Annotated in this window: 22 protein-coding genes; 14 read left to right on the top strand and 8 right to left on the bottom strand. The window is 53.6% G+C overall.

Annotated features, from left to right (window positions below):
* Positions 1–47 precede the first annotated feature (47 nt).
* From WJU22_RS03700 to WJU22_RS03685, 4 genes are all read left to right on the top strand, one after another.
* Positions 48–2,087, top strand: coding sequence for a ComEC/Rec2 family competence protein (locus WJU22_RS03700; protein WP_341841933.1), 2,040 nt, complete (start codon positions 48–50; stop codon positions 2,085–2,087).
* Between the two features lie 12 nt (positions 2,088–2,099).
* Positions 2,100–3,617 (top strand): bifunctional phosphoribosylaminoimidazolecarboxamide formyltransferase/IMP cyclohydrolase, encoded by a 1,518-nt coding sequence (gene purH, locus WJU22_RS03695; RefSeq protein ID WP_341841932.1) that lies wholly within the window; start codon positions 2,100–2,102, stop codon positions 3,615–3,617.
* 943 nt (positions 3,618–4,560) lie between these two features.
* Positions 4,561–5,130 carry a sigma-70 family RNA polymerase sigma factor gene (locus WJU22_RS03690; RefSeq protein WP_341841931.1) on the top strand — a complete coding sequence of 190 codons (570 nt, stop codon included), beginning with the start codon at positions 4,561–4,563 and terminating at the stop codon, positions 5,128–5,130.
* On the top strand, positions 5,131–6,552 hold the full coding sequence (locus WJU22_RS03685) for a carboxypeptidase-like regulatory domain-containing protein (RefSeq protein ID WP_341841930.1): 1,422 nt from the start codon (positions 5,131–5,133) through the stop codon (positions 6,550–6,552).
* A 53-nt stretch (positions 6,553–6,605) separates the two neighbouring features.
* On the opposite strand, the gene WJU22_RS03680 is transcribed toward WJU22_RS03685, so the two are convergent.
* The 7 genes from WJU22_RS03680 to WJU22_RS03650 form a co-directional block, all read right to left on the bottom strand.
* Positions 6,606–7,985: a LutB/LldF family L-lactate oxidation iron-sulfur protein gene (locus WJU22_RS03680; RefSeq protein WP_341841929.1), complete on the bottom strand. Its 1,380-nt coding sequence runs from the start codon at positions 7,983–7,985 to the stop codon at positions 6,606–6,608.
* 92 nt (positions 7,986–8,077) lie between these two features.
* A complete protein-coding gene (locus WJU22_RS03675) occupies positions 8,078–8,656 on the bottom strand; it encodes a DUF3109 family protein (protein WP_126244591.1) in 579 nt (192 codons plus the stop codon).
* 7 nt (positions 8,657–8,663) lie between these two features.
* A complete protein-coding gene (gene gldD, locus WJU22_RS03670; RefSeq protein WP_341841928.1) occupies positions 8,664–9,257 on the bottom strand; it encodes a gliding motility lipoprotein GldD in 594 nt (197 codons plus the stop codon).
* On the bottom strand, positions 9,254–10,588 hold the full coding sequence (gldE, locus tag WJU22_RS03665) for a gliding motility-associated protein GldE (RefSeq protein WP_341841927.1): 1,335 nt from the start codon (positions 10,586–10,588) through the stop codon (positions 9,254–9,256). Before gldE ends, gldD begins: the two co-directional genes overlap by 4 nt.
* A 156-nt stretch (positions 10,589–10,744) precedes the next feature.
* Complete coding sequence (locus WJU22_RS03660; protein WP_341841926.1) at positions 10,745–11,221, bottom strand: single-stranded DNA-binding protein; 477 nt, start codon at positions 11,219–11,221, stop codon at positions 10,745–10,747.
* Between the two features lie 165 nt (positions 11,222–11,386).
* On the bottom strand, positions 11,387–11,734 hold the full coding sequence (locus WJU22_RS03655) for an NUDIX domain-containing protein (RefSeq protein WP_341841925.1): 348 nt from the start codon (positions 11,732–11,734) through the stop codon (positions 11,387–11,389).
* The gene (locus WJU22_RS03650) at positions 11,725–12,435 is read right to left on the bottom strand and encodes an A/G-specific adenine glycosylase (RefSeq protein ID WP_341841924.1); all 711 of its coding nucleotides are present in this window, start codon (positions 12,433–12,435) and stop codon (positions 11,725–11,727) included. Before WJU22_RS03650 ends, WJU22_RS03655 begins: the two co-directional genes overlap by 10 nt.
* A gap of 234 nt (positions 12,436–12,669) precedes the next feature.
* Here WJU22_RS03650 and WJU22_RS03645 point away from each other — a divergent pair, with 234 nt between their 5' ends.
* The 4 genes from WJU22_RS03645 (at position 12,670) to WJU22_RS03630 (ending at position 17,560) form a co-directional block, all read left to right on the top strand.
* A complete protein-coding gene (locus WJU22_RS03645; protein WP_029464490.1) occupies positions 12,670–12,957 on the top strand; it encodes an HU family DNA-binding protein in 288 nt (95 codons plus the stop codon).
* A gap of 25 nt (positions 12,958–12,982) precedes the next feature.
* Positions 12,983–13,831 carry a tetratricopeptide repeat protein gene (locus WJU22_RS03640; protein WP_341841923.1) on the top strand — a complete coding sequence of 283 codons (849 nt, stop codon included), beginning with the start codon at positions 12,983–12,985 and terminating at the stop codon, positions 13,829–13,831.
* Between the two features lie 443 nt (positions 13,832–14,274).
* A complete protein-coding gene (locus tag WJU22_RS03635) occupies positions 14,275–15,822 on the top strand; it encodes an Rne/Rng family ribonuclease (protein WP_341841922.1) in 1,548 nt (515 codons plus the stop codon).
* 118 nt (positions 15,823–15,940) lie between these two features.
* Positions 15,941–17,560: a L,D-transpeptidase family protein gene (locus WJU22_RS03630; RefSeq protein ID WP_341841921.1), complete on the top strand. Its 1,620-nt coding sequence runs from the start codon at positions 15,941–15,943 to the stop codon at positions 17,558–17,560.
* Between the two features lies 1 nt (position 17,561).
* Here WJU22_RS03630 and WJU22_RS03625 read toward each other — a convergent pair whose 3' ends face one another.
* A complete protein-coding gene (locus WJU22_RS03625) occupies positions 17,562–18,335 on the bottom strand; it encodes a type II CAAX endopeptidase family protein (protein WP_341841920.1) in 774 nt (257 codons plus the stop codon).
* Positions 18,336–18,485: 150 nt separating this feature from the next.
* On the opposite strand from WJU22_RS03625, the gene WJU22_RS03620 reads away from it, so the two are divergent.
* The 6 genes from WJU22_RS03620 (at position 18,486) to WJU22_RS03595 (ending at position 23,769) form a co-directional block, all read left to right on the top strand.
* The gene (locus WJU22_RS03620; protein ID WP_341841919.1) at positions 18,486–18,866 is read left to right on the top strand and encodes a RidA family protein; all 381 of its coding nucleotides are present in this window, start codon (positions 18,486–18,488) and stop codon (positions 18,864–18,866) included.
* Positions 18,867–18,872: 6 nt separating this feature from the next.
* Complete coding sequence (locus WJU22_RS03615) at positions 18,873–19,529, top strand: 3-hydroxyacyl-CoA dehydrogenase family protein (RefSeq protein ID WP_341841918.1); 657 nt, start codon at positions 18,873–18,875, stop codon at positions 19,527–19,529.
* A 9-nt stretch (positions 19,530–19,538) separates the two neighbouring features.
* Entirely contained in the window at positions 19,539–20,216 is a 678-nt protein-coding gene (gene tsaB, locus WJU22_RS03610; protein ID WP_341841917.1) for a tRNA (adenosine(37)-N6)-threonylcarbamoyltransferase complex dimerization subunit type 1 TsaB, read from the top strand.
* Positions 20,217–20,598: 382 nt separating this feature from the next.
* Positions 20,599–20,880, top strand: a complete 282-nt coding sequence (locus WJU22_RS03605; protein ID WP_209145680.1) for an ArsR/SmtB family transcription factor — start codon at positions 20,599–20,601, stop codon at positions 20,878–20,880.
* A gap of 119 nt (positions 20,881–20,999) precedes the next feature.
* Positions 21,000–22,403: an MBL fold metallo-hydrolase gene (locus WJU22_RS03600; RefSeq protein ID WP_341841916.1), complete on the top strand. Its 1,404-nt coding sequence runs from the start codon at positions 21,000–21,002 to the stop codon at positions 22,401–22,403.
* Positions 22,404–22,497: 94 nt separating this feature from the next.
* The gene (locus WJU22_RS03595) at positions 22,498–23,769 is read left to right on the top strand and encodes a MutS-related protein (RefSeq protein ID WP_341841915.1); all 1,272 of its coding nucleotides are present in this window, start codon (positions 22,498–22,500) and stop codon (positions 23,767–23,769) included.
* Positions 23,770–23,777: the final 8 nt, after the last annotated feature.

The raw sequence follows: 23,777 nt of genomic DNA, 5'->3' as shown, positions 1-23,777 counted from the left end.
CATTTGATGCCGCCATCCTACATTGCGGCTAACATTGTTTGTGACCGATGAAAAACCACTCGTGGAAAGTTGCGCCTTTCCTGCGCCTGTTGCCTTTTTTGGCGGCGGGTGCCATCACCGGGACGTTCGTTCCCGCCATTCCCTGGATGATCATGACGTGCTGCCTGCTATGCTGGGCCGTGCCGCCGTTGCTGGGGCTTCGTGCCCGGTTTGCGTTGCGTTGGCTGCAGGGCGCGGGCGTGACGGGAATGGTTTTTTGTGTGGGGATGATGCTGCCCGCCGTCTCGGATATCCGCCGGAACCCGCAATGGGTCGGGCATTTGGGAGAAGATACCTTGCAGATGGCGCTGACGCTGACCGAAGCGCCGCAGCAGAAAGCCCGCTCCTGGAAAGCGGAATGCAGGCTGGAAAGTGTCTGGGAAAACAAGCGGACGATACCGGCGGAAGGGGCCATCATCCTGTATTTCGCCGATGATCCGAAGGTGGCTCCCGGCGACCGGCTTTTTGCCTGCGCACGCGCGGAGCCCATCAGGAATGCCGGGAACCCGGGTGGGTACGATTATGCGGCGTATTGCGCGCGCCGCGGGATATTTCACCGGGCGTTCGTCACGAAGGCGCAGTGGTGGCGGCTTCCAGGGAACGGGTTTTCGTTGCCGGAGCGATGGCTGTATAACGCACATGCGTATACGTTGCGGACATTGCAGCGGTACGTGCCGGGCAAGGAGCGCGCCGGTATCGCGGAAGCCTTGCTGGTGGGGTATCGCGCGAATCTCGATGCGGATGTGGTGCGCGATTATACGAATACGGGCGTTGTGCATATCATCGCCATATCCGGACTGCACCTGGGGCTTATTTACCTGGGCGGGGTCGGGTTGCTGCGATGGCTGCCGAAACGCAGATGGGGCAATTTGCTGCGGGCTTTGTTGCTGATCGCGGTGTTGTGGTTTTTCTCGCTGCTCACGGGAGCTTCGGCGTCGGTGTTGCGGTCTGCCGTTATGTTCACGGCCATTGCAGCGGGAAGTTTTCTCATCAGCAGGCATGTTTCGCCCTACAATAACCTGGCGGCAGCAGCTTTCCTGCTGATCGCGGCGAAGCCCTCGTTTTTGGGGGACGCGGGTTTTCAACTGTCTTTTCTCGCAGTGGCGGGTATACAAATTTGTTACCGTCCGCTGTACGGGGTTTGGCTTCCCCGGTGGTCGTGGCTCGACAAAATCTGGCAACTGGCCGCGGTTTCGCTGGCGGCGCAGGTGTTCACTTTGCCGGTGTGCCTGTATTATTTCCGGCAGTTCCCGGTGTATTTTCTGCCGGCTAACCTGGTGGCGGTGCCGTGGAGCACGATGTTGCTGTACGGAGAACTGCTGCTGATGGCCGTTTCGGGATGGGATTGGGCGGCGGAATGGGTAGGGTGGGCCGTGGGATGGGGGATCGAAGGAATGAACATCGTCATCGGCTGGCTCGGCGATCTTCCGGGCGCGGTGTGGAGCCAGATCCGGATCACCCTGGCGGAAACGATGGTTTTATATGCGGTGATCGCACTGTTTGTGGTGGCGGGAGCGGTGGGAAGGAAGCGCTGGATGTGGGGGGCGGGAATCTTGATGGTGGCCTGGTCTGCGATGCACGGTTGGGAGAAAATCAGCGCCTCCGCGCAGCGGCGCCTCGTGGTGATGAACATCCCCAAATCGACGCTGGTGGCGTGTGTGGAAGGGCGTGAAGGGTGGTGCATCGGGGATAGTTCGCTCCAGGGCGCGAACGCTTTGCTGGGTGCGGAGTGGTATTGGAATGTGAACGGATTTTCGTTTGTGCCGGAACGTAAGTGGGTGAGCTTTGGCGGGAAGCGCCTCCTGGTGCTGGACGGGAAACTGCCGGCTCGTCCACCCACCGTAAAAATTAAGATCGATTATATTTTATTGTCACATAAAGCAGATATCAATATCAGGCGCTTGCACGAATATTTCATATATGACCTCCTGATTTTTGACGCTTCAGTGCCTTCATTCCGGCTGGGGGAATGGAAAAATGCGTGTAAGGAACTAACTTTGCGCTGCTTTTCGGTTCCGGACGAAGGAGCCTTAGTTGTAAATCTCTAATTATTACTGTGCATGCAGAAGCAAATCAAATCCGCTTTGATCTCCGTGTTCTATAAAGACAACCTGGAGAATATCGTCAAAGCATTGGGCCAGCAGGGCGTAACTATTTATTCCACCGGCGGTACGCAGAAATTCATCGAGGATCTCGGTGTGAAATGCGTAGCTGTGGAAGACCTGACCGCGTATCCGTCGATCCTCGGCGGCCGCGTGAAAACCCTTCACCCGAAAGTATTTGGTGGCATCCTCGCCCGCCGGGAAAACCCGCAGGACCTGGAGCAGCTCGCCCAGTACGAGATCCCTGAGATCGACCTCGTGATCGTGGACCTCTATCCCTTCGAAGAAACCGTTAAAAGCACGACCGAAGAACAAGCCATCATCGAGAAGATCGACATCGGCGGTGTTTCCCTCATCCGTGCAGCCGGCAAGAACTATAAAGACGTGGTGATCGTAGCTTCCAAAGACCAGTACGGCTCCCTGGAGCAGGTGCTGGTAGATGGCAAAGGCGCCACTACCCTGGAACAGCGCCGTTTCTTCGCCGCCAAAGCGTTCGAAGTTTGCGCGCATTACGACGTAGCCATCGCTTCCTGGTGGATGCGTAACGAAGAAGTGAAAGATTATTTCCAGCTTTCCGTTCCCCAGGGCCAGGTGTGCCGCTACGGCGAAAACCCCCACCAGAAAGGCGTTTTCTATGGCAACCTCACAGAAATGTTCGACAAGCTCCACGGCAAGGAGCTTTCCTATAACAACCTGGTAGACGTGGACGCGGCCGTTCAGCTGATCGCTGAATTCAGCGAAACCACTTTCGCCGTGATCAAACACACCAACGTCTGCGGCATCGCCAGCCGTGCAACGCTTTCCGAAGCCTGGGAAGCCGCGCTCGCCGGCGACAAGGAATCCGCCTTCGGCGGCGTGCTCGCCTGCAATAAGGTGGTAGACGCGGCTACGGCGCAATCCATCAACGAGATTTTCTTCGAAATCCTCATCGCCCCCGGCTTTGAGCCCGCAGCTCTGGAAATTCTCCAGGCCAAGAAGAACCGCATCCTCCTCCTGCAAAAACAGCCCCTGAAATCCCCCAGCATGTTCAAAAACGTACTGAACGGCGTGCTGGTGCAGGATAACGACGAAGGCAGCTTCAAAGAATGGAACGATACCGGCGCTCAGCCCGCCACAGCCGCACAGCGTGCCGACCTGGAGTTTGCCAACATCGTCTGCAAACACCTCAAATCCAACGCCATTGCGCTGGTGAAAGATCGTCAGCTCGTAGGTAAAGGCTGCGGCCAAACCTCCCGCATCGACGCGCTCCGTCATGCGATCGAGAAAGCCAAACAATTCAACTTCAGCCTGGAAGGCGCTGCTATGGCGTCTGACGCGTTCTTCCCCTTCGACGATTGCGTGCGCATCGCACATGCAGAAGGCATCAACGCCGTGATCCAGCCCGGCGGCTCCATCCGCGACGCCGATTCCATCAACTTCGCCAAAGAAAACGGCATGGTGATGATCGTTACGGGAATGCGTCACTTCCGTCACTAATCGTAAAGACCAAGTCACTTTATAAAACAAAGGCCACCTGATCAGGTGGCCTTTGTTTTATAAAAGAAGAAGAGTATCGCAGATGCTAACGATTTAAATTGTATCATATTGAGATTTATATATCAGTAAATTCTCCCGATAGCGAATAAATTCGCACAAAATTCTCAAATGTTAAGCTGGCGTTAACAAAAAAACGGGTTAAATTTCTGATAATCAATTGCATGAAGGCTTCCGTTAACAAAGCCGCAACTAGTTGTAAAGTTGTACAACTTTACTTTTGTATAAATTTGGAATAGTTTGTTTGACGTGCTTTAGACAGTAGCGAATTTACAAGTACTTCGGGTAGTCCGAGCATTGGAAATTTAAGATGACAACACTTTTGCAAGACAAATGGAAAATTCATTACAAGGCATTCAGTTCTAATTACAGTCTCAACAGCAACGCTGTTTTGAAAGCTATTGAATCACATTCATCCCGTAAATACTTAAAATAAAAACCCCCAATCGCAGTAACGAAAGGGGGCGAGGTTCAGGAAAGGAGGTGTTCGATGAGTTTTATCGCAACTACTCCACGGATAATCCACAGCATCAGCTGGTCGAATCCGTCTGAGCCATTTTTCTGAGGCAATTGCCTCGGTGGTTTGTATTCCATAAACCAGGGGTCGCTTTAATAGCGGCCCTTTCATTTACAGTATCCTGCAAATTCTTAAAATATCATCTTTAACATAGTTAGTTATTTGTTAAAGATGTTTCTTGCGCTGTTCATAAATCATTGTTTTTCAACAACATACTACTGGCTTTTTGTAAATTCCTGATTAACATTGCGGGAAGATTTGAATTACTTTTCCTTTTCGTAAGCAGCTCGGATTTTTTTTCATCTCTATTTTTCCCGTTGTTTTCCGCATCACCCAGCCCAATAATTTTGTACTATTGCCACACAGCAAATGCCCTTTATACAGCAACATACGAGGAAGGAAGCCGATGACGCCGCGCTGGTCCGGGAATACAAGGAATCCGGTCAGCTGGAGACTTTGGCCGCGCTTTATGAGCGGTATATGGACCTCGTATACGGTGTTTGCCTCAAATACCTGGACGAAGACAGCGCCAAGGATGCCGTCATGCAGATTTTCGAAGAGTTGATAGGGAAAGTGAAACAGCATGAAATTCAATCGTTTAGAGGGTGGCTGCACGTCCTGGCCAGGAACCATTGCCTCATGAAGATCCGTGCCGCCGGCACCCGGGGCAGGATCGTGGAAATGGATGACGAGGGATTTGTGGAATCCGGGCCTTTTTTTCATCCGGATAGTGGGAACGGGCTGGAAGATAACCTCCAGGCCATGGAACGCTGTATGGAGCACCTGCCCGAAGAACAGAAAAAGAGCGTAGACCTGTTTTACCTGCAGGAAAAAAGCTACCGCGAAGTAGCCGAAATCACCGGCTACGACATGAACAAAGTGAAAAGCTACATCCAGAACGGAAAGAGAAATCTGAAGATCTGTATGGAGAAAAAATAAATGGCAACGCCGAAAAAACATATCGAGCCCACTGCGGACATTATCCGCCGGTACCTGGCAGGCGAGCTGGACGATAAAACCATGCACGCCCTGGAGCGCCAGGCCCTGGAAGACCCCTTCCTGGCCGAAGCGATTCAGGGATATGGCAAAAGCCCCCATGCCCAGGAGCCCGCGCTGAACGTTCTCCGCGCCCGCCTGCAGCAACGCGTGGCTCAACCGCCCGTCGCGCCCACAGGTACTGTACGCCGCATCGACCGCCGCTGGCTGGCCGCCGCAAGCGTATTGCTCCTTATCGCCATTTCAGCCGTATTCCTCATCAACCGCGGCCCCTCCGTGAAAGATGTGGCCCAGGAACTCCCCGCGGCCCCGCAAGCCCAGGACTCCGCCACACCGCAAGCCCTGCCGGCTCCCGCCGCAGCGCAACCGGAATCCGCCAAAGCCATCATCGCTAATTCCTCCGCAGATCAGCCCAAAGCTCAAGCGGAAAAGAAAGCCGTTACAGCGTCCCGCAAGGCAAAAGCGGCCCGCCAACACGCTACAGAAGAAAAAGATCAGGCATTCCGCAAAACAGCGCAATCCCGCGTTGCCGAAGATAGAGCCGCAGAAGCAGCACCCGCACTGGCGGCAGCGCCTGCTCCCGCGCTCGCGCCCCCGCCGCCTCCGCCAGCTGCCGTTTTCGGATCCGGATTTGTCAACAAGGCAAAAGTGACCGACACGATTTACATCGGCCGGAAACCTTCCGAACTCATGCGGAAAAACCCGCAGTCAGATGATATCGCCAGCAAAATGCAAGGCAAAGTAGCGGGTGTGGAATCCAATTATTCGTCTTATCACGAAGCGCACGACCTCCGCCTCATCAGCGGCAAGGTGCTCGACGCGTCTACCGGTGAGCTCATGCGTGGTGCCATCGTGCACGAACGTTCCACCAATAAACGCGTGATGACAGATAGTGCCGGCCAGTTCGCTTTCACTGTAAAGTCCGCTGCCCGTACCAGCCTCGACGTTTCGCTGCTCGGATACAAAAACACGGTCGTAAACGTCCCGGAAAACAATAATTCGCTCGATATCTATCTCCCGACCGACGAAAACGCCCTGTCTGAAACGGTCGTAGTCGGATATGCCAAAGGCCGCGCAACGCCCCAGCCAGGATTGGGCCAGGCCGCATACCGCCAGTATCTCGACCTCCTGCCGCCAGTGCCCGTTACCGCCCTGCCCGACTCGCTTTCCGGTGAAGTGCGGGTAACGTTCACCGTACATCCCGACGGTTCTTTGCATAATGTAAAAGCCGATCGTCCGTTCCATCCCGCCGCAGGTGAAGCCGCCGTGAAGCGTGTGGAAGAAGGCCCCAAATGGGTGCCGGTGAGCGGGCGCAAGCGTAAAGCGGAGGTCAACGTGCCGGTGAAGCTCATCCCCATGAAATAAAAAAGACCGGCAAAACGCCGGCCTTTCCACTATTATTCAAGCATTCAAATCAATTATTTCTTCCTTTCCTTCCAAAGCTGGTTGAAAGATTTCGCCGCGAAAATGGGGAGCCCACGTTCATCGTCGCCCCAGGCGCTGCCGAACAGTTTGCCGATCACGAAGTTCTTCGTCTTTCCACCCACGAGATTCATCATCCTGCGGCTGAGGCAAGCCTGTTTCCAGCCGAACCATCCCAGTTTTTCGCCGCCGCCGGTATGATGCTCTTCCACCGCTTTATGACGGTTGTGGAGCAGCAGTTCGTGCAGGTTGATGCGAACGGGGCACACTTCCGTGCAGTTGCCGCACAGCGACGATGCATAGCTGAGGTGCATGTATTCGCCCACACCTTTCAGATGCGGCGTGATCACAGAGCCGATGGGGCCGCTGTAAGTAGTTTTGTAAGTATGGCCGCCGATGTTTTTATATACCGGGCAGGCGTTGAGGCAGGAGCCGCAGCGGATGCAATACAGGGCTTCGCGGGCTTCCACGTCTTTGAGCAGGTTGGTACGGCCGTTGTCGAGGAAGATGACGTACATCTCTTCAGGACCGTCGGTTTCGCCCTCCTGGCGCGGGCCGGAGAAGACGGAGTTGTAGGAAGTGATCTGCTGGCCCGTGCCGTAGGTGGCGAGCAGCGGCCAGAAAAGCGCGAGATCGTTGATGGAAGGCAGCACTTTTTCGATCCCGATGAGCGCGATGTGGGTTTTCGGGAAGGAAGTCGTCAGCCTGGCATTGCCTTCGTTCTCCGTAACGGCGATACCGCCGATGTCGGCGATGACGAAGTTGGCGCCGGTGATGCCCACTTCCGCTTCCAGGTACTTCTGGCGGAGCTTGTCGCGGGCTACGAGCGTGAGTTGTTCGGGCGTGAGTGTAGACGGGGTCCCCAGTTTATCGTGGAACAGGTCGGCCACTTGCTGCGCGCTTTTGTGCATGGCCGGTGTTACGATGTGGTAGGGAGGCTCTTCGTCCAGCTGCTGGATGTATTCGCCCAGGTCCGTTTCTACGCTTTCGATATTATGTTCTTGCAGGAAGTCGTTGAGATGGATTTCTTCCGTGGCCATGGATTTACTTTTCACCACGGATTTGCAGTTCTTGGCCTTGCAGATGGCGAGGATCTCTTCCCGCGCCTGTTCCGCCGTTTCGGCCCAGATCACCTTTCCGCCCCTTTTGATGAAATTCATTTCGAATTCCTCCAGGTACTTGTCGAGGTTCTCGATGGCGCGCCATTTCACGTTTTTCGCCCGTTCGCGGGCGGTGGTAAGGTCAGCAAACTGCATCTTGCCGTTCTTGACCGCGGCGTTGTATTTGCCGATGTTGAAATTGATCGTATTGCGGTGGCCGAGATCCGCCGCTTTTACTTCACTTTCGTTGAGAAATGTGCTGGCCGTTTTATTCATGGCTGTAAATATAGTCAAAATGTCTACTGCTGGACCCGTTGCGCAAAGATTGAGCCTATTGTACAGGTCCTTGCAAAGATGCTATCAAAGTTTCATTCTTCTGTGCTGTACTGTCCTGTTGCGATCTGGTCGAGGACGTTGTAAAAATCTTCACCGTACTTTCTGACGAGGGCTTCTTTCAGGAATTTGTAAACCGGTACCTGCAGCTGGTTTCCGAGTTTGCAGGCGGGTTTGCAGATGCTCCATTTGTCGTAGTTGACGGCCTCGAAAGATTCGTATTTGGTGATGCGGATGGGGTAGAGGTGGCAGGAAATGGGTTTCCGGTAATCGGTGGCGCCGGCTTTCCAGGCTTTTTCGATACCGCATCCTACGTGGCCGTTTTCGTCGATATCGGCGTAGGCGCAGATGGCGCCGTTGACGATGGGCGTAACGTGGCCGTGCTCATCGTCCCAGGTATGGAGGCCTGTGGCTTCGATTTCGCGAATGCCTTCTTCGCGGAGGTACGGTTTAATGGAAGGGTATATGCGACGGAGGGTTTCGAGTTCCGGCTCCTCCAGCGGCGCGCCGCAATCGCCCGCTACGCAGCAGGCGCCTTTGCAGGCGTTCAGGTTGCATACAAAATTTTTCTCGACCACATCATCGCTGATGTATTTGTCATCGATCACTATCATCTTGCTCTCAGTTTGGTCTCCATTTCAAGGTGTTCACGAGGTGCCGCATATCTTCTTCCACGAACCGGGTTACCGGTGCCAGGGAGTCCGCATTCGGCTGGGCGTAAAAATACAACGCTCCGCGCAGAAAATGGTTGCTGGAATCCGTCACGAAAAACTGTTTCGCCGAGGCGGCGTTTCCCGCCACTTCGTAAAACAGGCCCGAAACGCCGTTTGGCGTCGTAATGGCTTCTTCTTCAATGGATTCTGCTTTGTAGGTATGCTTGTAGGTGAGTTTGAACGCGTCGTTCACCAGCCTGTTCAGCGAATTTTTTGGGCCTACCTGCTTGTAGCTGAGGTAGATTTTACCGTCGAATTGGGGTATTTCGATATTGATCCACCAGGGATTTTCCGCTTTTTCGTCGAAAAACAGGGTGTCTTTCACGATCCGGGCGTATGTCGGATATTCGAAAGTATATGGGTATCCAGGCTCGTTGAACAGCTGGTAATGCTTTTCGGGAAGGTCGATCTGGAAATAGCCCCTCGGTTTGGGCGTGTGGCCGCGTTGCTGGCAGGCTGCGAAAATCAAGGCGAAAGTCAGGAGCGGGAGGAGGCGTTTCATTCCGTTTCGATGTCTGATTTGATGCTGACCTGTACCTTCTGGATGCGCATTTTGGTGACTTCCAGGATGGTGAAATCGAAGTTGCCGTAGCTGATGACGCTGTTTTCTTCCGGGAATTTGCCGGAAAGCTCCAGGATGAGGCCCCCGATGGAATCGCTTTCGCCTTTTACCTGCTCAAAGGTATCGGGCGCGATGTTCAGGATGCGGCACACGTCGTTCAGCATGGTCTTGCCTTCGAACACATAGGTATGGTCGTTGACTTTATTGTAGTTGAATTCTTCTTCGTCGAACTCGTCTTTGATATCCCCGATCACTTCCTCCATAATGTCTTCCAGGGTCACGATGCCGGAAGTGCCGCCGAATTCGTCTACCACCACGGCAAAATGCATGTGGCGGGTCTGGAATTCGTTGAGCAGGTCTTCGATCAGCTTGTGCTCATGGACGAAAAACGGCTGGCGCATCACTTCGTGCCAGTCGAACGAGTCCCCTTTCCCCAGGTGCTGCAGCAGATCTTTGGTATGGATCACGCCCACGATGGTGTCGAGGTTGTTTTTATATACGGGAAGACGGGAATAATGGAGGTCGGCCACATGTTTGGTGACTTCGCTGAAAGGGAGGTCGAATTCGAGCCCGTTTACATCGAGCCGTGTGCGCATGATCTGTTTCACGGCGATGTTGCCGAATTTGAGGATGCCGCGCACGATGTTTTTCTCTTCCTGCGACGCGCCCGGTTCCACGCTCATTTCGATCACTTCGTCGATCTCGCGGTAGTTGATGGGTTTGGTGTTGCGGTGGAAGAGGCGTGCCTCGATGCTTTCGCTGAGGTTCACGAAGAAATTGCTCACCGGTTCGAGCGTGGCGTGGATGAGATGCACCAGCCAGGCGAAATAGGTGGCGAAGCGCATGTTGTTCTGGGTGGCCCACACGCGCGGGAGGATCTGTCCGAAGAAGAGGAGTACCAGGGTGATGATGGCGATGCGGACCACGAAGGAAACCACGGCCAGCTCCTGGAGCGACTCTACCTGGTAAATGAGGTAATTGGTGATGAAGATGAAGGCGATGTTGAAAAGGATGTTGGCGATCTGGAGGGATGCCAGCAGCGATTTCGGCTTTTCGAGCAGCCGTGTGATGGTGCGGCCGGCATTGTTCTGCCTGGTTTTGAGGACGTTAAGGTCTTTGTAGTTCAATGAAAAGAAGGCAACTTCTGCGCCAGACACGATGAAGGTGAGCAGGAGCAGAATGAAAATGACCAGCAGGAACACGAGGACATTCACATCGGGGGCGGCGGCCGGCGCCGGGTTTTGCAGGAAAACATTCAGTAACGGTAGCATGCTAGCCGAAAAATAAGCCAAGATGATGAGCTTTGGTCAAAAATAAGGGGAAAGTAATTCAGGTCTTGGAGAGGTGAATCGCTTTCCCGCGTGCAAATATAAAGAATGTCCCGATACGGCAAGGAAAAGGAGCGGGCCTTGCCCCGGGGTGGTTTTTCAAAACGGTAGATCGTCGGCTGCCTCGCCCATGGGCGGGATCTCGATGCCGGGGAAACCTTCGCCATGGTGGCCGGGGCCGCTTTGCTGCCCGGTGGAGGAGCCGGACCCGTGGGAAATGGCATGGTCGCCATTGCCGACGTCCATCCGCTTGTCGAGCATCACGAGGTTATCGCCCACCACTTCGGTAGCGAATTTCTTGTTGCCCTCCTTGTCTTCCCAGCTGCGGGTGCGGAGGCGCCCCTCGATATAGACGAGGCTTCCTTTGTGGAGGTATTTCTGGGCCAGCTCTGCCAGGCCCCTCCAGAGCACGACTGTGTGCCATTCTGTCTGGGAAATCAGCTTGCCGGCGCGGTCTTTGAAAGTTTCCGTAGTGGCCAGTGAGAATTTTGCCACTGCTATGTTGCCTTCCAGGAACTGAACATCGGGGTCTCTGCCAAGATTGCCAATCAGGATTACTTTATTAACACCTCTCATAATTGTAGGTTTTAATTCTGTCCTATGTTTAAAAAATCATCTCACGGTCAACCTTATTAAAGTTAATGTTTTTTCTGATCGGGTACACAAAAAATTATCGGCCGAGGGCACGAATATTTTTTATAAGTCGTTATAAATGAATGGTACCGGAGTGCAGCCCGATCGTCATCCTTTCAGGAAATCGACGATGATCTTCGGAAAAGCCAGCAGTTCCAGTTCTGCTGCGCTCACGGCGCGGAAGCCTTCGGGCGGCAATATGGCCTTTTCCGGCCCGATCCGCAGGAAGCGGGCGTGGATGGTTTGATGGGTGAGCTGTTGTTTCCTTTCCGGGAAAGCCTGTTCCACCGTTACGGCGCCGGGGCCTACCAGGGCGCGGAAGGCCGGGGAGGCGAGCAGTTCGGCATCGGAGACGGGCGCCGGGGTCTCGATCATGGGGAACTCGTGGAGGTTTTCCCAGATGTCTTTGCCGGTGCGCTTGCGGACGTACCGCAGTGAGCCTTTGCTTAGCAACAAATAATAGAAATATCTTTTTTTATGCGTAATTTTTTGGATTTTACAGGAACGAGATCTGTTAATCCTTTTTGAAAAGCTACGCATTGGGAGGATAACCGGCAAGATTTGCAGCGTGGAGTCTGTGGTTTGCAGACAACGGCCCCGAAGTCCATGATCGCCTGATTATAAGTGCCGGCCTGTTGCACGGGAAGTACGTCCTGGGCAAGTTGAGTGAAAAGTTTTTTACCCGCGGTGGTATCCGTGGGCGTGTCGATACCGAAGAACCGCGCCAGTACGCGGTACACGTTGCCGTCCAGTACGGCGTGCGGGAGGTTGTACGCGAAAGAAGCGATGGCGGCGGCGGTGTACGCGCCAACGCCTTTCAGTGCGGAGATGCCTTCGTAGGTGCCGGGGAAGCGGCCGTTGAAGTCGCGGGCCACGGTGCGGGCGGCGGCGAGCATGTTTTTACAGCGGGCGTAATAGCCGAGGCCTTGCCAGAGGCGGAAAACTTCCTCGTCGGGCGCGTCGGCGAGCTCGGTGATGGTGGGGTAGGCGGAAATGAAGCGTTCGTAATAGGGGCGGCCCTGTTCCACGCGGGTTTGCTGGAGGATGATCTCGGAGAGCCAGATGCGGTAGGGGTCTTTTTCCTGTTTCCAGGGCATGGACCGGTCGTTCTGCAGCTCATTCCAGGCCAGGATACCCGCGGTAAAAAATTGCTTCATATCGGTCATTTGCACAAAATAATTTATATATGTCGATTGATTTGTATATATTCGCTGTCCCGAAACCTTTGATAGTATTGTGTTGCAATGATTTACGGGTTGGTAAAGAACGCAAATAAACGTATTTTTATAACCTGCTATCTATAATAAAAAATATTAAATTTTATTTGCTTGAAAATAGAGCGATTAAAATTTTTTATTTAACTTTGAAAACAAGTAATCCTCCGCTTCATTATGAGAAAAGCTGATTTGATTAACAACATTGCTGAAAAAACCGGCATCCCGAAAGTAGATGTGTTAGTAACACTCGAAGCCATGTTCAAGGAAGTGAAGGAGGCGTTAGCGAATGGCGAACATATCTACATCCGCGGATTTGGCAGCTTTATTACCAAGAAAAGGGCCGCCAAGATCGGGCGCAACATCAAGAAGAATGTGGCCGTGGAGATCCCCGAGCACTACATTCCGGCGTTTAAACCGTCGAAAGAATTTGTTGCAGAGGTAAAGAAGCTTAAAAGTTCATAGATTTGCATCCTAATATTGGAATAGGGTGCAAAGAAATCAACTATTGCTGATTGGCCTCGGCGTTGCCGCAGTTATCGCTTTGTTCGCGTTCGGCCGAATTTCGCCGAAGGTGCATGATCACGACCATGCCGCTACCGGCATGGCTATGCCACAAGGAAATGCCGCTAAAGCAGCGGATTTCAAGGACTTATTGCAGAAGGCCAAGGAACGAGTTCCTGCCGAAAGGCTGGGAGAGATCTCCCGGCTGGAAAATGCTGTAGTGCGCGGAGACGTGCAGACGCAGCAAATCAATGCCTACCGCCAGCTTTACCTCCTCTGGGACGGCCTCAACGAGGCGCCCATCGCCGCACATTATGCCGGAGAAGCAGCCAAGTTGGAAAATTCCGGAAAAAACCTCACCTTTGCAGCCAATTTATTTTTGGAGCACCTTTCACACACCCAGGACCCTGCGGTGAAATTGTGGGAAGTTTCATCCGCGCTTGAATTGCTCGACCGGGCCATCGCCCTGGAACCCGGCAATGATACGCTGAAACTGAGAAAAGGAGCCCTCATCGTGGATTATACCGGCGAGCCCATGAAAGGCATCGGCATCCTCCGCGAAGTGGCAGAAAAGAACCCGGATTTCCTGGACGCTCAGCTCACCCTGGCAAATTTCTCCATCAAATCCGGCCAGTTCGATAAGGCGATCGAAAGAATGGACAAAGTCCTCGAACGCACGCCCAACGAACCCAAAGCGCTTTTCCTCCAGGCTGTGGCCTACCAGAGCAAAGGGGAAAACGAAAAAGCGGTAGACCTGCTCCGGCAGTGCCGCAAAATGATCAAAGACCCCGCTTTGGCGGCCGAGATCGACGAATACATAAAAAGTATTAAATAGTATTTTATAAAACATTAAAAAAATTACAAGCGTATGCCCTGCGGAAAGAAAAGAAAGAGACATAAAATCGCAACCCACAAGCGTAAGAAAAGACTGAGAAAGAACCGCCACAAGAAAGGCAAGAAATAATTCTCCTGTTTCCCCGCCATTTATACTAAGCATATAGATAGCCGGAGGGGCTGCGCGATAAATTTTTTAATGCAATCCTGCATGATGTTAGCATTAATCATTAAATTGCTAGTGTCATGCAGGTTGTTTTCGTAGTCAGCCCCGCAGACACCACGGATACCTGTATATCACTGAACCCTTTGCAATCCCCTCTCGACGACGTGTAAGCCGCCAGACCACCGGCTACAACCGGGAATGCTGTACCCCCTTGTCAACCCACAGAGCACCGAGAGGGTGGCATAAAGTGAAAGTATTTATGGATAAAATTTTGACGCTTGAATAAGGAATTGATTATAAATGCAGCACCGTCTGGTGTTGAAATTGCATTGCTGGAAGATAAGAAGTTGGTAGAGCTGCATCACGAAAGCGGCAATCCTAATTTTGCAGTGGGGGACCTTTATTTAGGCAAAGTAAAAAAACTCATCCCAGGCCTGAACGCGGCTTTCGTGGACGTAGGGTTCGAAAAGGACGCCTTCCTCCATTACACCGACCTTAGCCCGTACATCCGCTCCATCCTGAAGTTCACCAACCAGGCCATCTCCGATAAATCCGGCGCTTTCGACTTCGGCAAATTCAAAAATGAGCCCGAAATCATCAAAACCGGTAAAATAACGGAAGTCCTCGGCGGAAAACCCAACATCCTCGTCCAGATCCTCAAGGAGCCCATTTCATCAAAAGGCCCGCGCCTCAGCTGCGAAATCTCCCTCCCGGGAAGGTTCATCGTCATCACCCCGTTCAACAATATCGTGGCCGTCTCCAAAAAGATCCACTCCTCCGAAGAACGGAAAAGGCTCCAGAAGATCGTCGAAGCCATCAAACCGCCCAATTTTGGCGTCATCGTCCGCACCGCCGCCGAAGGCAAGAAAACCGCCGAGCTCCACGAAGACCTCACCACCCTGGTAAACACCTGGCACACCATCCAGGAAAACCTCCGGAACGGTCAGGCCCCGCAGAAAATCCTCAGCGAACAAACCAAAACCACCAGCATCCTCCGCGATCTGCTGAACGAATCCTTCAACAGGATCGTCATCAACGATAAAAATATTTACACCGACACAAAAACGTATATCCAGAAGATAGCGCCCGAAAAGCAGGACATCGTCACCTACTACCACAACGGCGCCCCCATCTTCGACCACTTCGGCGTCACCCGGCAGGTAAAAGCCTCCTTCGGCAAAACCGTCAACCTCGACTCCGGCGTGTATCTCATCATCGAAGCCACGGAAGCCCTCCACGTCATCGACGTCAACTCGGGCTACAAAAGCTCCAGCAACAACCAGGAACAAAACGCCCTCGCGTCTAACCTGGAAGCCGCAGCGGAAATCGCCCGGCAGCTGCGCCTCCGCGACCTCGGCGGCATCATCATCATCGATTTCATCGATATGAAACTGCCGGAGAACAAAAAGAACGTATACGAAGCCATGGAGAAATTCATGGCGACAGACAGGGCCAAACACACCATTTTGCCCATCTCCAAGTTCGGGCTCATGCAAATCACCCGCCAGCGGGTGAAACCGGAAATCACCATTTCCGTCGCCGAAGATTGCCCCACCTGCAAAGGAACCGGCAAAATCGGCGCTTCCATGCTCATCGTGGAAGATATCGAGAAGAACCTCCAGTATCTTCTCAACCACCAGCACAAAGGGCTCACCATCCGTGTGCACCCCATCCTCTACGCCTACCTCACCAAAGGATGGCTCCGCAGCCGCCAATGGAAATGGTACTTCGCGTACAAAAAATGGATCAAGCTCCGCGCCGACTCCAACTACCATCTCACAGAATACCACTTCTTCGACAACAACGACGAAGAAATCAAGCTCTGATATTCGAAAAAGGGCGCACCCGGCCGGTTGCGCCCTTTTTTCCTCCGCCCGCATTCCGGCCCCCGCTTTGCAACATACCCGGCGGAAGATTGTTATACCTCCTAAATGCTACTTCGCTATGCTGAAAAAAATCGTACTGCCCACTTTGCTCCTGGCCCTCGCCGTGGCCTGCCAACAAGGCCAGAAAAGACCTAAAGGCGAAGGCATTAACCGCGACACCACGCACTACACCAAAGAAGAATACATCGCCGAAGCGATGGACAGCAACCTCGTTGTGGCGTTCCTGGACCATCATGCGGAATTTGCGCCATATCGCGAATCCATCCTCGACTTCTATCGCAAACGCGATTTCCACTTCGCATGGATCGATAGCGCAGGCCTCACCGAACAAGCCGGCGGATTCATGAACATGATGCGGCAAGACGAAGCCACCGGCATCCGCGATTCCTCGCTCGACAAATCCGCCGCCCTCCGCCTGTACGATTCGCTCAGCGCCGAAGGCAGCGAATTAAACCGTAAGGATTTACTGTACCGCATCACCGAAATTTCCCTCACCGGCCAATTCTTCGATTACGCCCAGAAAACATGGGGCGGCATGACCAGCGACAATTCCAAAGACCTGGAGTGGTTCATCCCCCGCAAAAAAATAAATGTAGAAAGCCTCCTCGATTCCGTTATCCGCTATCCGAAAACAGCCATCGCTACCAACGAACCCGTCAACCGGCAATACAAACTGCTGCGCGATGAACTGCAACGCCTCGCCAAACTCGCGAAAGACAATCCGGTGCTGGATTCTATCCGGATCGAGAAAAAGAAAACCTACAAATCGGGCGATTCTTCCAACGTTATCGCCGCCGTGAAAAAAAGACTGCAGATGTATGGAGATTTCAAGGACAGCGATACCACATCCCGCTTCACGCCGCAGCTCGACAGCGCCCTGCGCAACTTCCAGGCGCGTTTCGGGCAGAAGGAAGACGGCGTTATCCGCGAAAGCACCGTGGCGTCGCTGAACCGGCCGCTGGAGCACTACATGCAACAGATCCTCCTCAATATGGAACGCATCCGCTGGGTGCCGGTGGAAGTAAATACCGATTACCTGCTCGTGAACATCCCGGAATTCCGGCTGCATGCCTACGAAGACGGCAAGCTGGCCTGGAGCTGCAACGTGGTGGTGGGCACGCAAGGCAACAGCACCGTGATCTTCAGCAAAGATTTGAAATACGTCGTGTTCAGCCCTTACTGGAACGTACCCCCGGGCATCCTGAGGAAAGAAGTGCTGCCGGGCATCCGGAAGAGCGGAAAAGCTTACCTGGCACGGCATAACATGGAAATGTCGGGAAGTGGGAACAGCATTTCGATAAGACAGAAACCCGGGCCCAGCAACTCGCTCGGCAAAGTGAAATTCCTTTTCCCCAACGAATACAATATTTACCTGCACGACACGCCCTCGAAAGGATTGTTCAACGAAACGAAGCGCTCCTTCTCGCACGGCTGCATCCGCGTCTCCGAACCGAAAAAACTGGCGGAATGGGTGCTGCGGAAAGATTCCAGCTGGACGACCGCCAAGATCGACGCCGCCATGAACGCCAACAAGGAAAAATATGTAACGGTGAAAGAGAAAATCCCCGTGTTTATCGGGTATTTCACGGCGTGGGTCGACAGCCAGGGGCGTCTCAATTTCCGGGACGACGTGTATGGCCACGATAAGAAACTGGCAGCGTTGCTGTTCGGAAAATAAATCAGACGGAACTTTCCGTATGCAGAAGCGGTTTCCCGGGAAGGGGGGCCGCTTTTGCCGTTGATTTGGGAGGAGAAATGCGCTGCAGGAGGAAGTACCCCGCGATGAGGGCGCCTGCGCAGCCGGCCACCATCAGATAATACATCACGGGCGAATGCTGCGTGAAATGATGGCTGCCCACGTTGAGCAGGAGCGCCGAAGCGCCGTTGTAAGCCACGTGCACGAGCATCGACGGACAAAGATCGCGGAAGCGGAGGTAGAACGCGCCGGTCACCAGCCCCATCATGAACGCGCCCGGCATCTGCGAAGGGTCTGGATGCGCGAGCATGTACAGCAGCGCGCTCTGCACGAGCGCAACGCCGGAAGAATAGCGGTGGAGGAGGGCCTCCATGATGATTCCCCGGAACAGTATTTCTTCCATCATCGCCATGAGCATAACCGTGCAAATGATGGAATACGGCGAGCCGATGCGGATCGAGGTAAAACTCATGTCTGACCAAACCGGCAGCGGCAGGATGCTGCCCAGCCCGTCTTTCACCATCACCAGCGCAATGGCCATGGAAACACAAAGCAGGAACAACTCGCCGGTCATGTACAACCGCGGCATGAACTGGAAATTATCGCGCTTGCGGACGAGTGCGCAGACAATAACGCTCACACCGCCCAGGGTGTATAACCAGGAAAGGATTTCGGGAAATTGCAGGAGGTTGATGCCAGATACCAGGAACACGATCGCGCAGGGAATGATCCATCCCGCAAACAGTGCGATCTGCATTTGCCATGCGCCATTCAATGACAGACCATGCCTTGTTTTGACATACATATTAGTGCAGCTAAATTTTCTTCGGGTAGTTGACTAGTCTCGGCTGATACGTTCAGCTAATATAAGCATTTTTGCAGGCGCAAAACCTTATTTTTGCGGCATATGGAAAAACAAATCATCAACTCCACCAATGCGCCGGCACCGATCGGTCCGTACAACCAGGCCGTGCAGGCGGGCAACATGCTGTTCATCTCCGGCCAGATCGCGCTGAACCCGGAAAGCGGGCAGATGGAGCAAGACGATATCATCGCCGAAACCCATCGCGTGATGCAGAACCTCCGCAACATCCTTTCCGAGGCGGGTATGGATTTTTCCGATGTCGTGAAAAGCACCATTTTCATCATGAACATGGGCGATTTCGGGCAGATCAACGAAGTGTACGGGAAATATTTCACCGGTTATTTCCCCGCCCGCGAAACCGTGCAGGTAGCCGCATTGCCCAAAGGCGCCAATGTGGAGATTTCCATGATCGCCGTTAAATAACCGCCGATGGATATTCTTGTAACGGGCGACAGGCAGCGGTGGGACGCGTTTCGCCAGTCGAGGAACACCGGCGCGCACCGCGTTTTGTACGAACCGGAATTGCAGCCGCTGAAAGGCGGGGCAGACCTGGTGATCGACCTTTCGCTCGACGAGCGGCCGGAAAACCTCATGATCTACGCGCTGCGCCCCGAAATGCCCGTGCTGGGCTGCCTCGTGAAAACGCCGGCAGTGGCCTGGGAGGAACATCGGCGCGTATATGCCGTGAACTGGCTGCCCGGTTTTTACGGGATGCCGCGGCTGGAAGTGGGCATCCCCGCGGAAGGGGACGCCGAAACGCTGCGATCGGTCATGGCCGAACTGGGATGGGAATACGACACGGTGAAAGCGGCCGCAGGCCTCGTTACGCCGCGCACCGTCGCCATGATCGTCAACGAAGCCTATTTCACGGCGGAAGAAGGGACCGCTTCGCGGGAAGACATAGACATTTCCATGAAACTGGGCACCAATTATCCTTTCGGTCCGTTCGAATGGTGCCGGCGCATCGGCATCCGGAACGTTTACGAAGTGCTGCGCGCCGTGCACGCCGAAACGGGCAATGAGCGGTACCGCGTCTGCGATACGCTTGAACAGGAATACCAAACATTTATCCAACAACCCGACTAATTCCGGACATTGGCACAGATACTCCATATCGATACTGCAACTTCCATCGGCTCCGTATGCCTCGCGCGCAACGGGCAGGTGGTGGAAACGATCCACAATACCGACCAGCGCGAACATGCCGCTACCATTACCCGGAACATCGGGGAGCTGATGAAGCGCCACGGGGTGAATCCGCAAGACATCGACGCCATCGCGGTGAGCGCGGGGCCGGGGTCGTATACGGGGCTCCGTGTGGGGACGGCTACCGCGAAAGGATTGTGTTACACCTGGAAGAAGCCGCTCATCGCGATATCGACGCTGCAGATGATGGCGGCGGGGATGCAGGCGCAGCGGCCTTCCGAAGATGTGTTGTACGCCCCCATGATCGATGCGCGGAGGATGGAGGTGTTCACCGCCGTGTTCGATCAAAACCTCGAAGCACTGCTGCCGCCCCAGGCGATGGTGCTGGAACCGCACTCGCTCGACAACTTTATTGCACAGAAAACCGTCATTTTCTTTGGCGACGGGGCCCCCAAATGGCAGCAATTGTTAGGTGAGCCAACCAATACGCTTTTTCCATCCTACGTGATTTCGGCCGAACATATGGTCAGCCTTGCCGCGAAAGCCTTTGCGGATAAGGATTTCCAGGATGTGGCCTACTTCGCTCCGCACTACCTCAAAGCCTTCTTCCATCCCGGCAAAAAATAACATCCGTTGATTTTTTAGCAGATTTTTAGCATTTCCCGGCATCATATTACGCATAGAATTACGTTTATATCTGAAAGGATGTCGACGGACGGCAGATAGCGCCCGGAAGTGTCACGAAAGCGTCAAATTGTGGAAAAAACAGGGATATTCCGGGCTATATATTAAAAAAGAAGGTATAGAAATTTTTTTTATTGTGACAGATATTATAATTTTGTCTAATCAATATCCGCGATTATTGTCTAATAGTCCCGTTTTACTGTCCGTTGATCCCTGTCATTTCATTATTTTTTAAAACTATTTTGCGATGGAAAAACAATTATTAACTACCTCTTCTAATACTCTTATTATTTCTAGAGGTAACAATGAAAAAGATCAGATCAAATTGGATTACATTGCCGTTAAGAAAGCCGCGATGGTGTTGAGAGCGATCAACCACAAGCTCCGCCAGCAGATGATCAAGCTGCTGGAGGACCATAAGCGCATGACTGTAACGGAGATTTATGTGAAACTGCGCCTGGAACAGTCGGTAGCCTCCCAGCATCTCGCCATCCTGCGCCGCGCCGGGATCGTGATTACCGAAAGAGACGGCAAGTTTATCCATTATACCATCAACAAGCAGCGTATTGCCGAAGTGGCAAAATTCGTGGAAGAACTGGTGGGATAAGCCACACATCTTTCTTTTTCATAACCGTGCCCTACCCTGGGCCACCTACGATACTCAAAAGACCGCCCCTGAAGGCGGTCTTTTGTTTTTTCGTATTTTTGCTCAAATCAAAAACCACTATGTACATTAAGCAGTTGTATACCGGGTGCTTATCGGAAGCCGCCTATTATATCGAGTCGGAGGGTGAGGCAGCCATCATCGACCCCCTGCGCGACATTGAGCCCTATCTTGAACTGGCCCACGAAAGAAATGCCGCCATTAAATATATTTTCGAGACGCACTTTCATGCCGATTTCGTTTCCGGTCACCTCGACCTGGCCGCTGCCACCCATGCGCCGATCGTTTATGGCCCTGAAACCAAAACCGGGTTCCCGGTGCATATCGCCAAAGACGGGGAAGAATTCCGCATCGGCAAATTGACCGTTCGCGCCCTTCACACCCCCGGCCACACGCTGGAAAGCACTTGCTACCTCCTGCTCGACGAAGCCGGCGAACCGAACGCCATTTTTACGGGAGACACCCTCTTTGTAGGGGATGTTGGCCGTCCGGACCTCTTCAGCGGCAACCTCACCAAAGAACAACTGGCCGGCATGCTGTTCGAATCCCTCAACACGAAAATCAAAACCCTGCCAGACGGCGTGATCGTATATCCCGCGCATGGCCCGGGCTCGTCTTGCGGAAAGAACCTCGGTCCCAATACTTCCTCCACCATCGGCGAGCAAAAGCGCGACAATTACGCGCTCCTCGCAGATAACAAAGACGAATTCATCCGCCAGGTGACCGACGGTCTCAGCACCCCGCCGCAATATTTCCCCATCAACGCACAAATCAACAAGGAAGGTTACGACGCCATGAACAAAGTCATGGAGCGCAGCCTGCAACCTTTATCCATAGCCGCTTTCAAGGAAAAGTCGGAACATGGCGCCGTTATCCTCGACACGCGCCACGCCACCACTTTCACCGAAGGCTTCGTGCCCGGCTCCATCAGCATCGGGCTGGAAGGCCGCTTCGCCGAATGGGCGGGCAGCCTCCTGCCGTTCGATAAAGCGATGGTCCTCGTTACCGCGCCCGGCCAGGAAGAAGAAACGATCGTCCGCCTCGCGCGCGTAGGTTTCGACAAAGTGGAAGGCTACCTCGAAGGCGGGTTCGACGCCTGGAAGAACGCCGGCGAAAAGATGGATATGATCATTTCCGTAGACCCCGACGAGTTGGCGATGGACATCCCGCACGACGAAAACCTCCAGGTGATCGACGTCCGCAAACCGGCAGAATTCGCCGACGGCCATGTGAAAGACGCGGTGAACCTCACGCTCAGCGAGCTCACAGACCCCGGTACCATGGCCCATCTCGACGAGCACCTCAACCTTTACGTTCATTGCCAGGGCGGCTACCGCAGCGTGATCGCCTGCTCGCTCATGAAGCGTGAAGGCATCCATAACCTCCGCAACGTAAACGGCGGATTTGCGAAAATGAAAGACGAGAAAGGGATCGAAATCAAGAAGGAAAAGAACGTTCTCAACTAAGATTAACAAAACTTTTGATAGGAGCCGGGGCCGCATGGTCCCGGCTTTTTCATATCTGGCAGGAGTTTTGCGCTCCAGGCGTACAACGTCCCGTATGCCCGAAACGCTCCAGATCCCCCGGGAAATCGTTTCCCTGTTCGACCATACTTACAGTCGCCCCGCCCGGCAACTGCTGGAAGATTTTTTTCGCAGCGGCGGGCTTTCCCTTCAGCAGATCCTTCACCGGCAGGCGGTTTTGAAGACGTTTATCCGGCACTGGAAGCATCTCCAGCATTTTGCGTATTCCCGCTATGATTTCGAGGAAGTGCTGACATTCACCACCCAGGCCGATTATTTCGCTTACGAGTTCCCGGGCGTGTGGGCGAGGATGTTCCCTTCCACCAACCGAAAGCTCGTGCGCGGCAAAAGTGTGCAGGTGATGTTCTTTTTCGAGCGGCTGGATGCGTTTTACTTCCCTTTGCCGGAAGACATTGGATACCCGGAGGCATTCCAGGAAAAGGTGGACCGGATCCAGCGGGTGCTCGCACGGTTGAAGATCAAAAGGGGCGTGGAGGCGGTGCATAAAGACCGGTTTGGTGATTTTCATGCTTCCATGCTGCTGAAAGAGCTGCAGGAAATGAAACAACGCAAGCAGCTCGATCCTTTCTGGGAAGCGTTGCACGAATTCGAGCTATATTGGTCGCTGGCGAAAGGGATCATTGCCCATGGGCTGACGTTCCCGGAGTTCCATGAAGGGCCCCTCCGGCTGGAGGGGTTTTATCATCCGCTGGTGAAGAATGCGGTGCGGAACGATTTTACGGGCGGCTCGAATATCGTATTGCTGACGGGCCCGAATATGGGTGGGAAGTCGACCGCCATGAAGGGGATCGGGCTCTGTGTGATGTTGGGGCACCTGGGCCTGGGCGTGCCGGCGGAGCAATGCGCCCTGCCGATGTTCGATTCTTTCATGGCCGCCCTTAACGTCACCGACGATATTTCAACCGGCCTGAGCCATTACATGCAGGAAGTCATCTACCTCAAAAGCGTTGCTGAAGCCGCCGTAGCGGGGCAGCGCTGCTTCGCCATGTTCGATGAATTGTTCAGCGGCACCAATACGGAAGAGGCCGTGGCGTTGCTGGTGCAAACGGTACGGGGTTTGCAGCGTTTTTCATCCGGATTGTTCATCATTTCCACCCATTTGATAGAAATCCGTCCCGCGCTGGAAAGCGTGCCCTACGACGCGATGCAGATGGAAGCGCGGATCGACGATGGCGTTCCGGTACAAACATACCGGTTGAAGCCCGGCTGGTCGGAGCTGAAATTGGGTAACCTGCTTTTTGACCTGGCGGGTTTGCATGAGTTGCTGGGTAAAAACCCATCAAATTAATTTCCCCA

Origin of the sequence: Chitinophaga caseinilytica, from assembly GCF_038396765.1 — a bacterium.
Taxonomy (GTDB): Bacteria; Bacteroidota; Bacteroidia; order Chitinophagales; family Chitinophagaceae; genus Chitinophaga; species Chitinophaga caseinilytica.
Note: the sequence above shows the minus strand (reverse complement) of the source record. Positions and strands in the feature narration are given on the sequence as shown.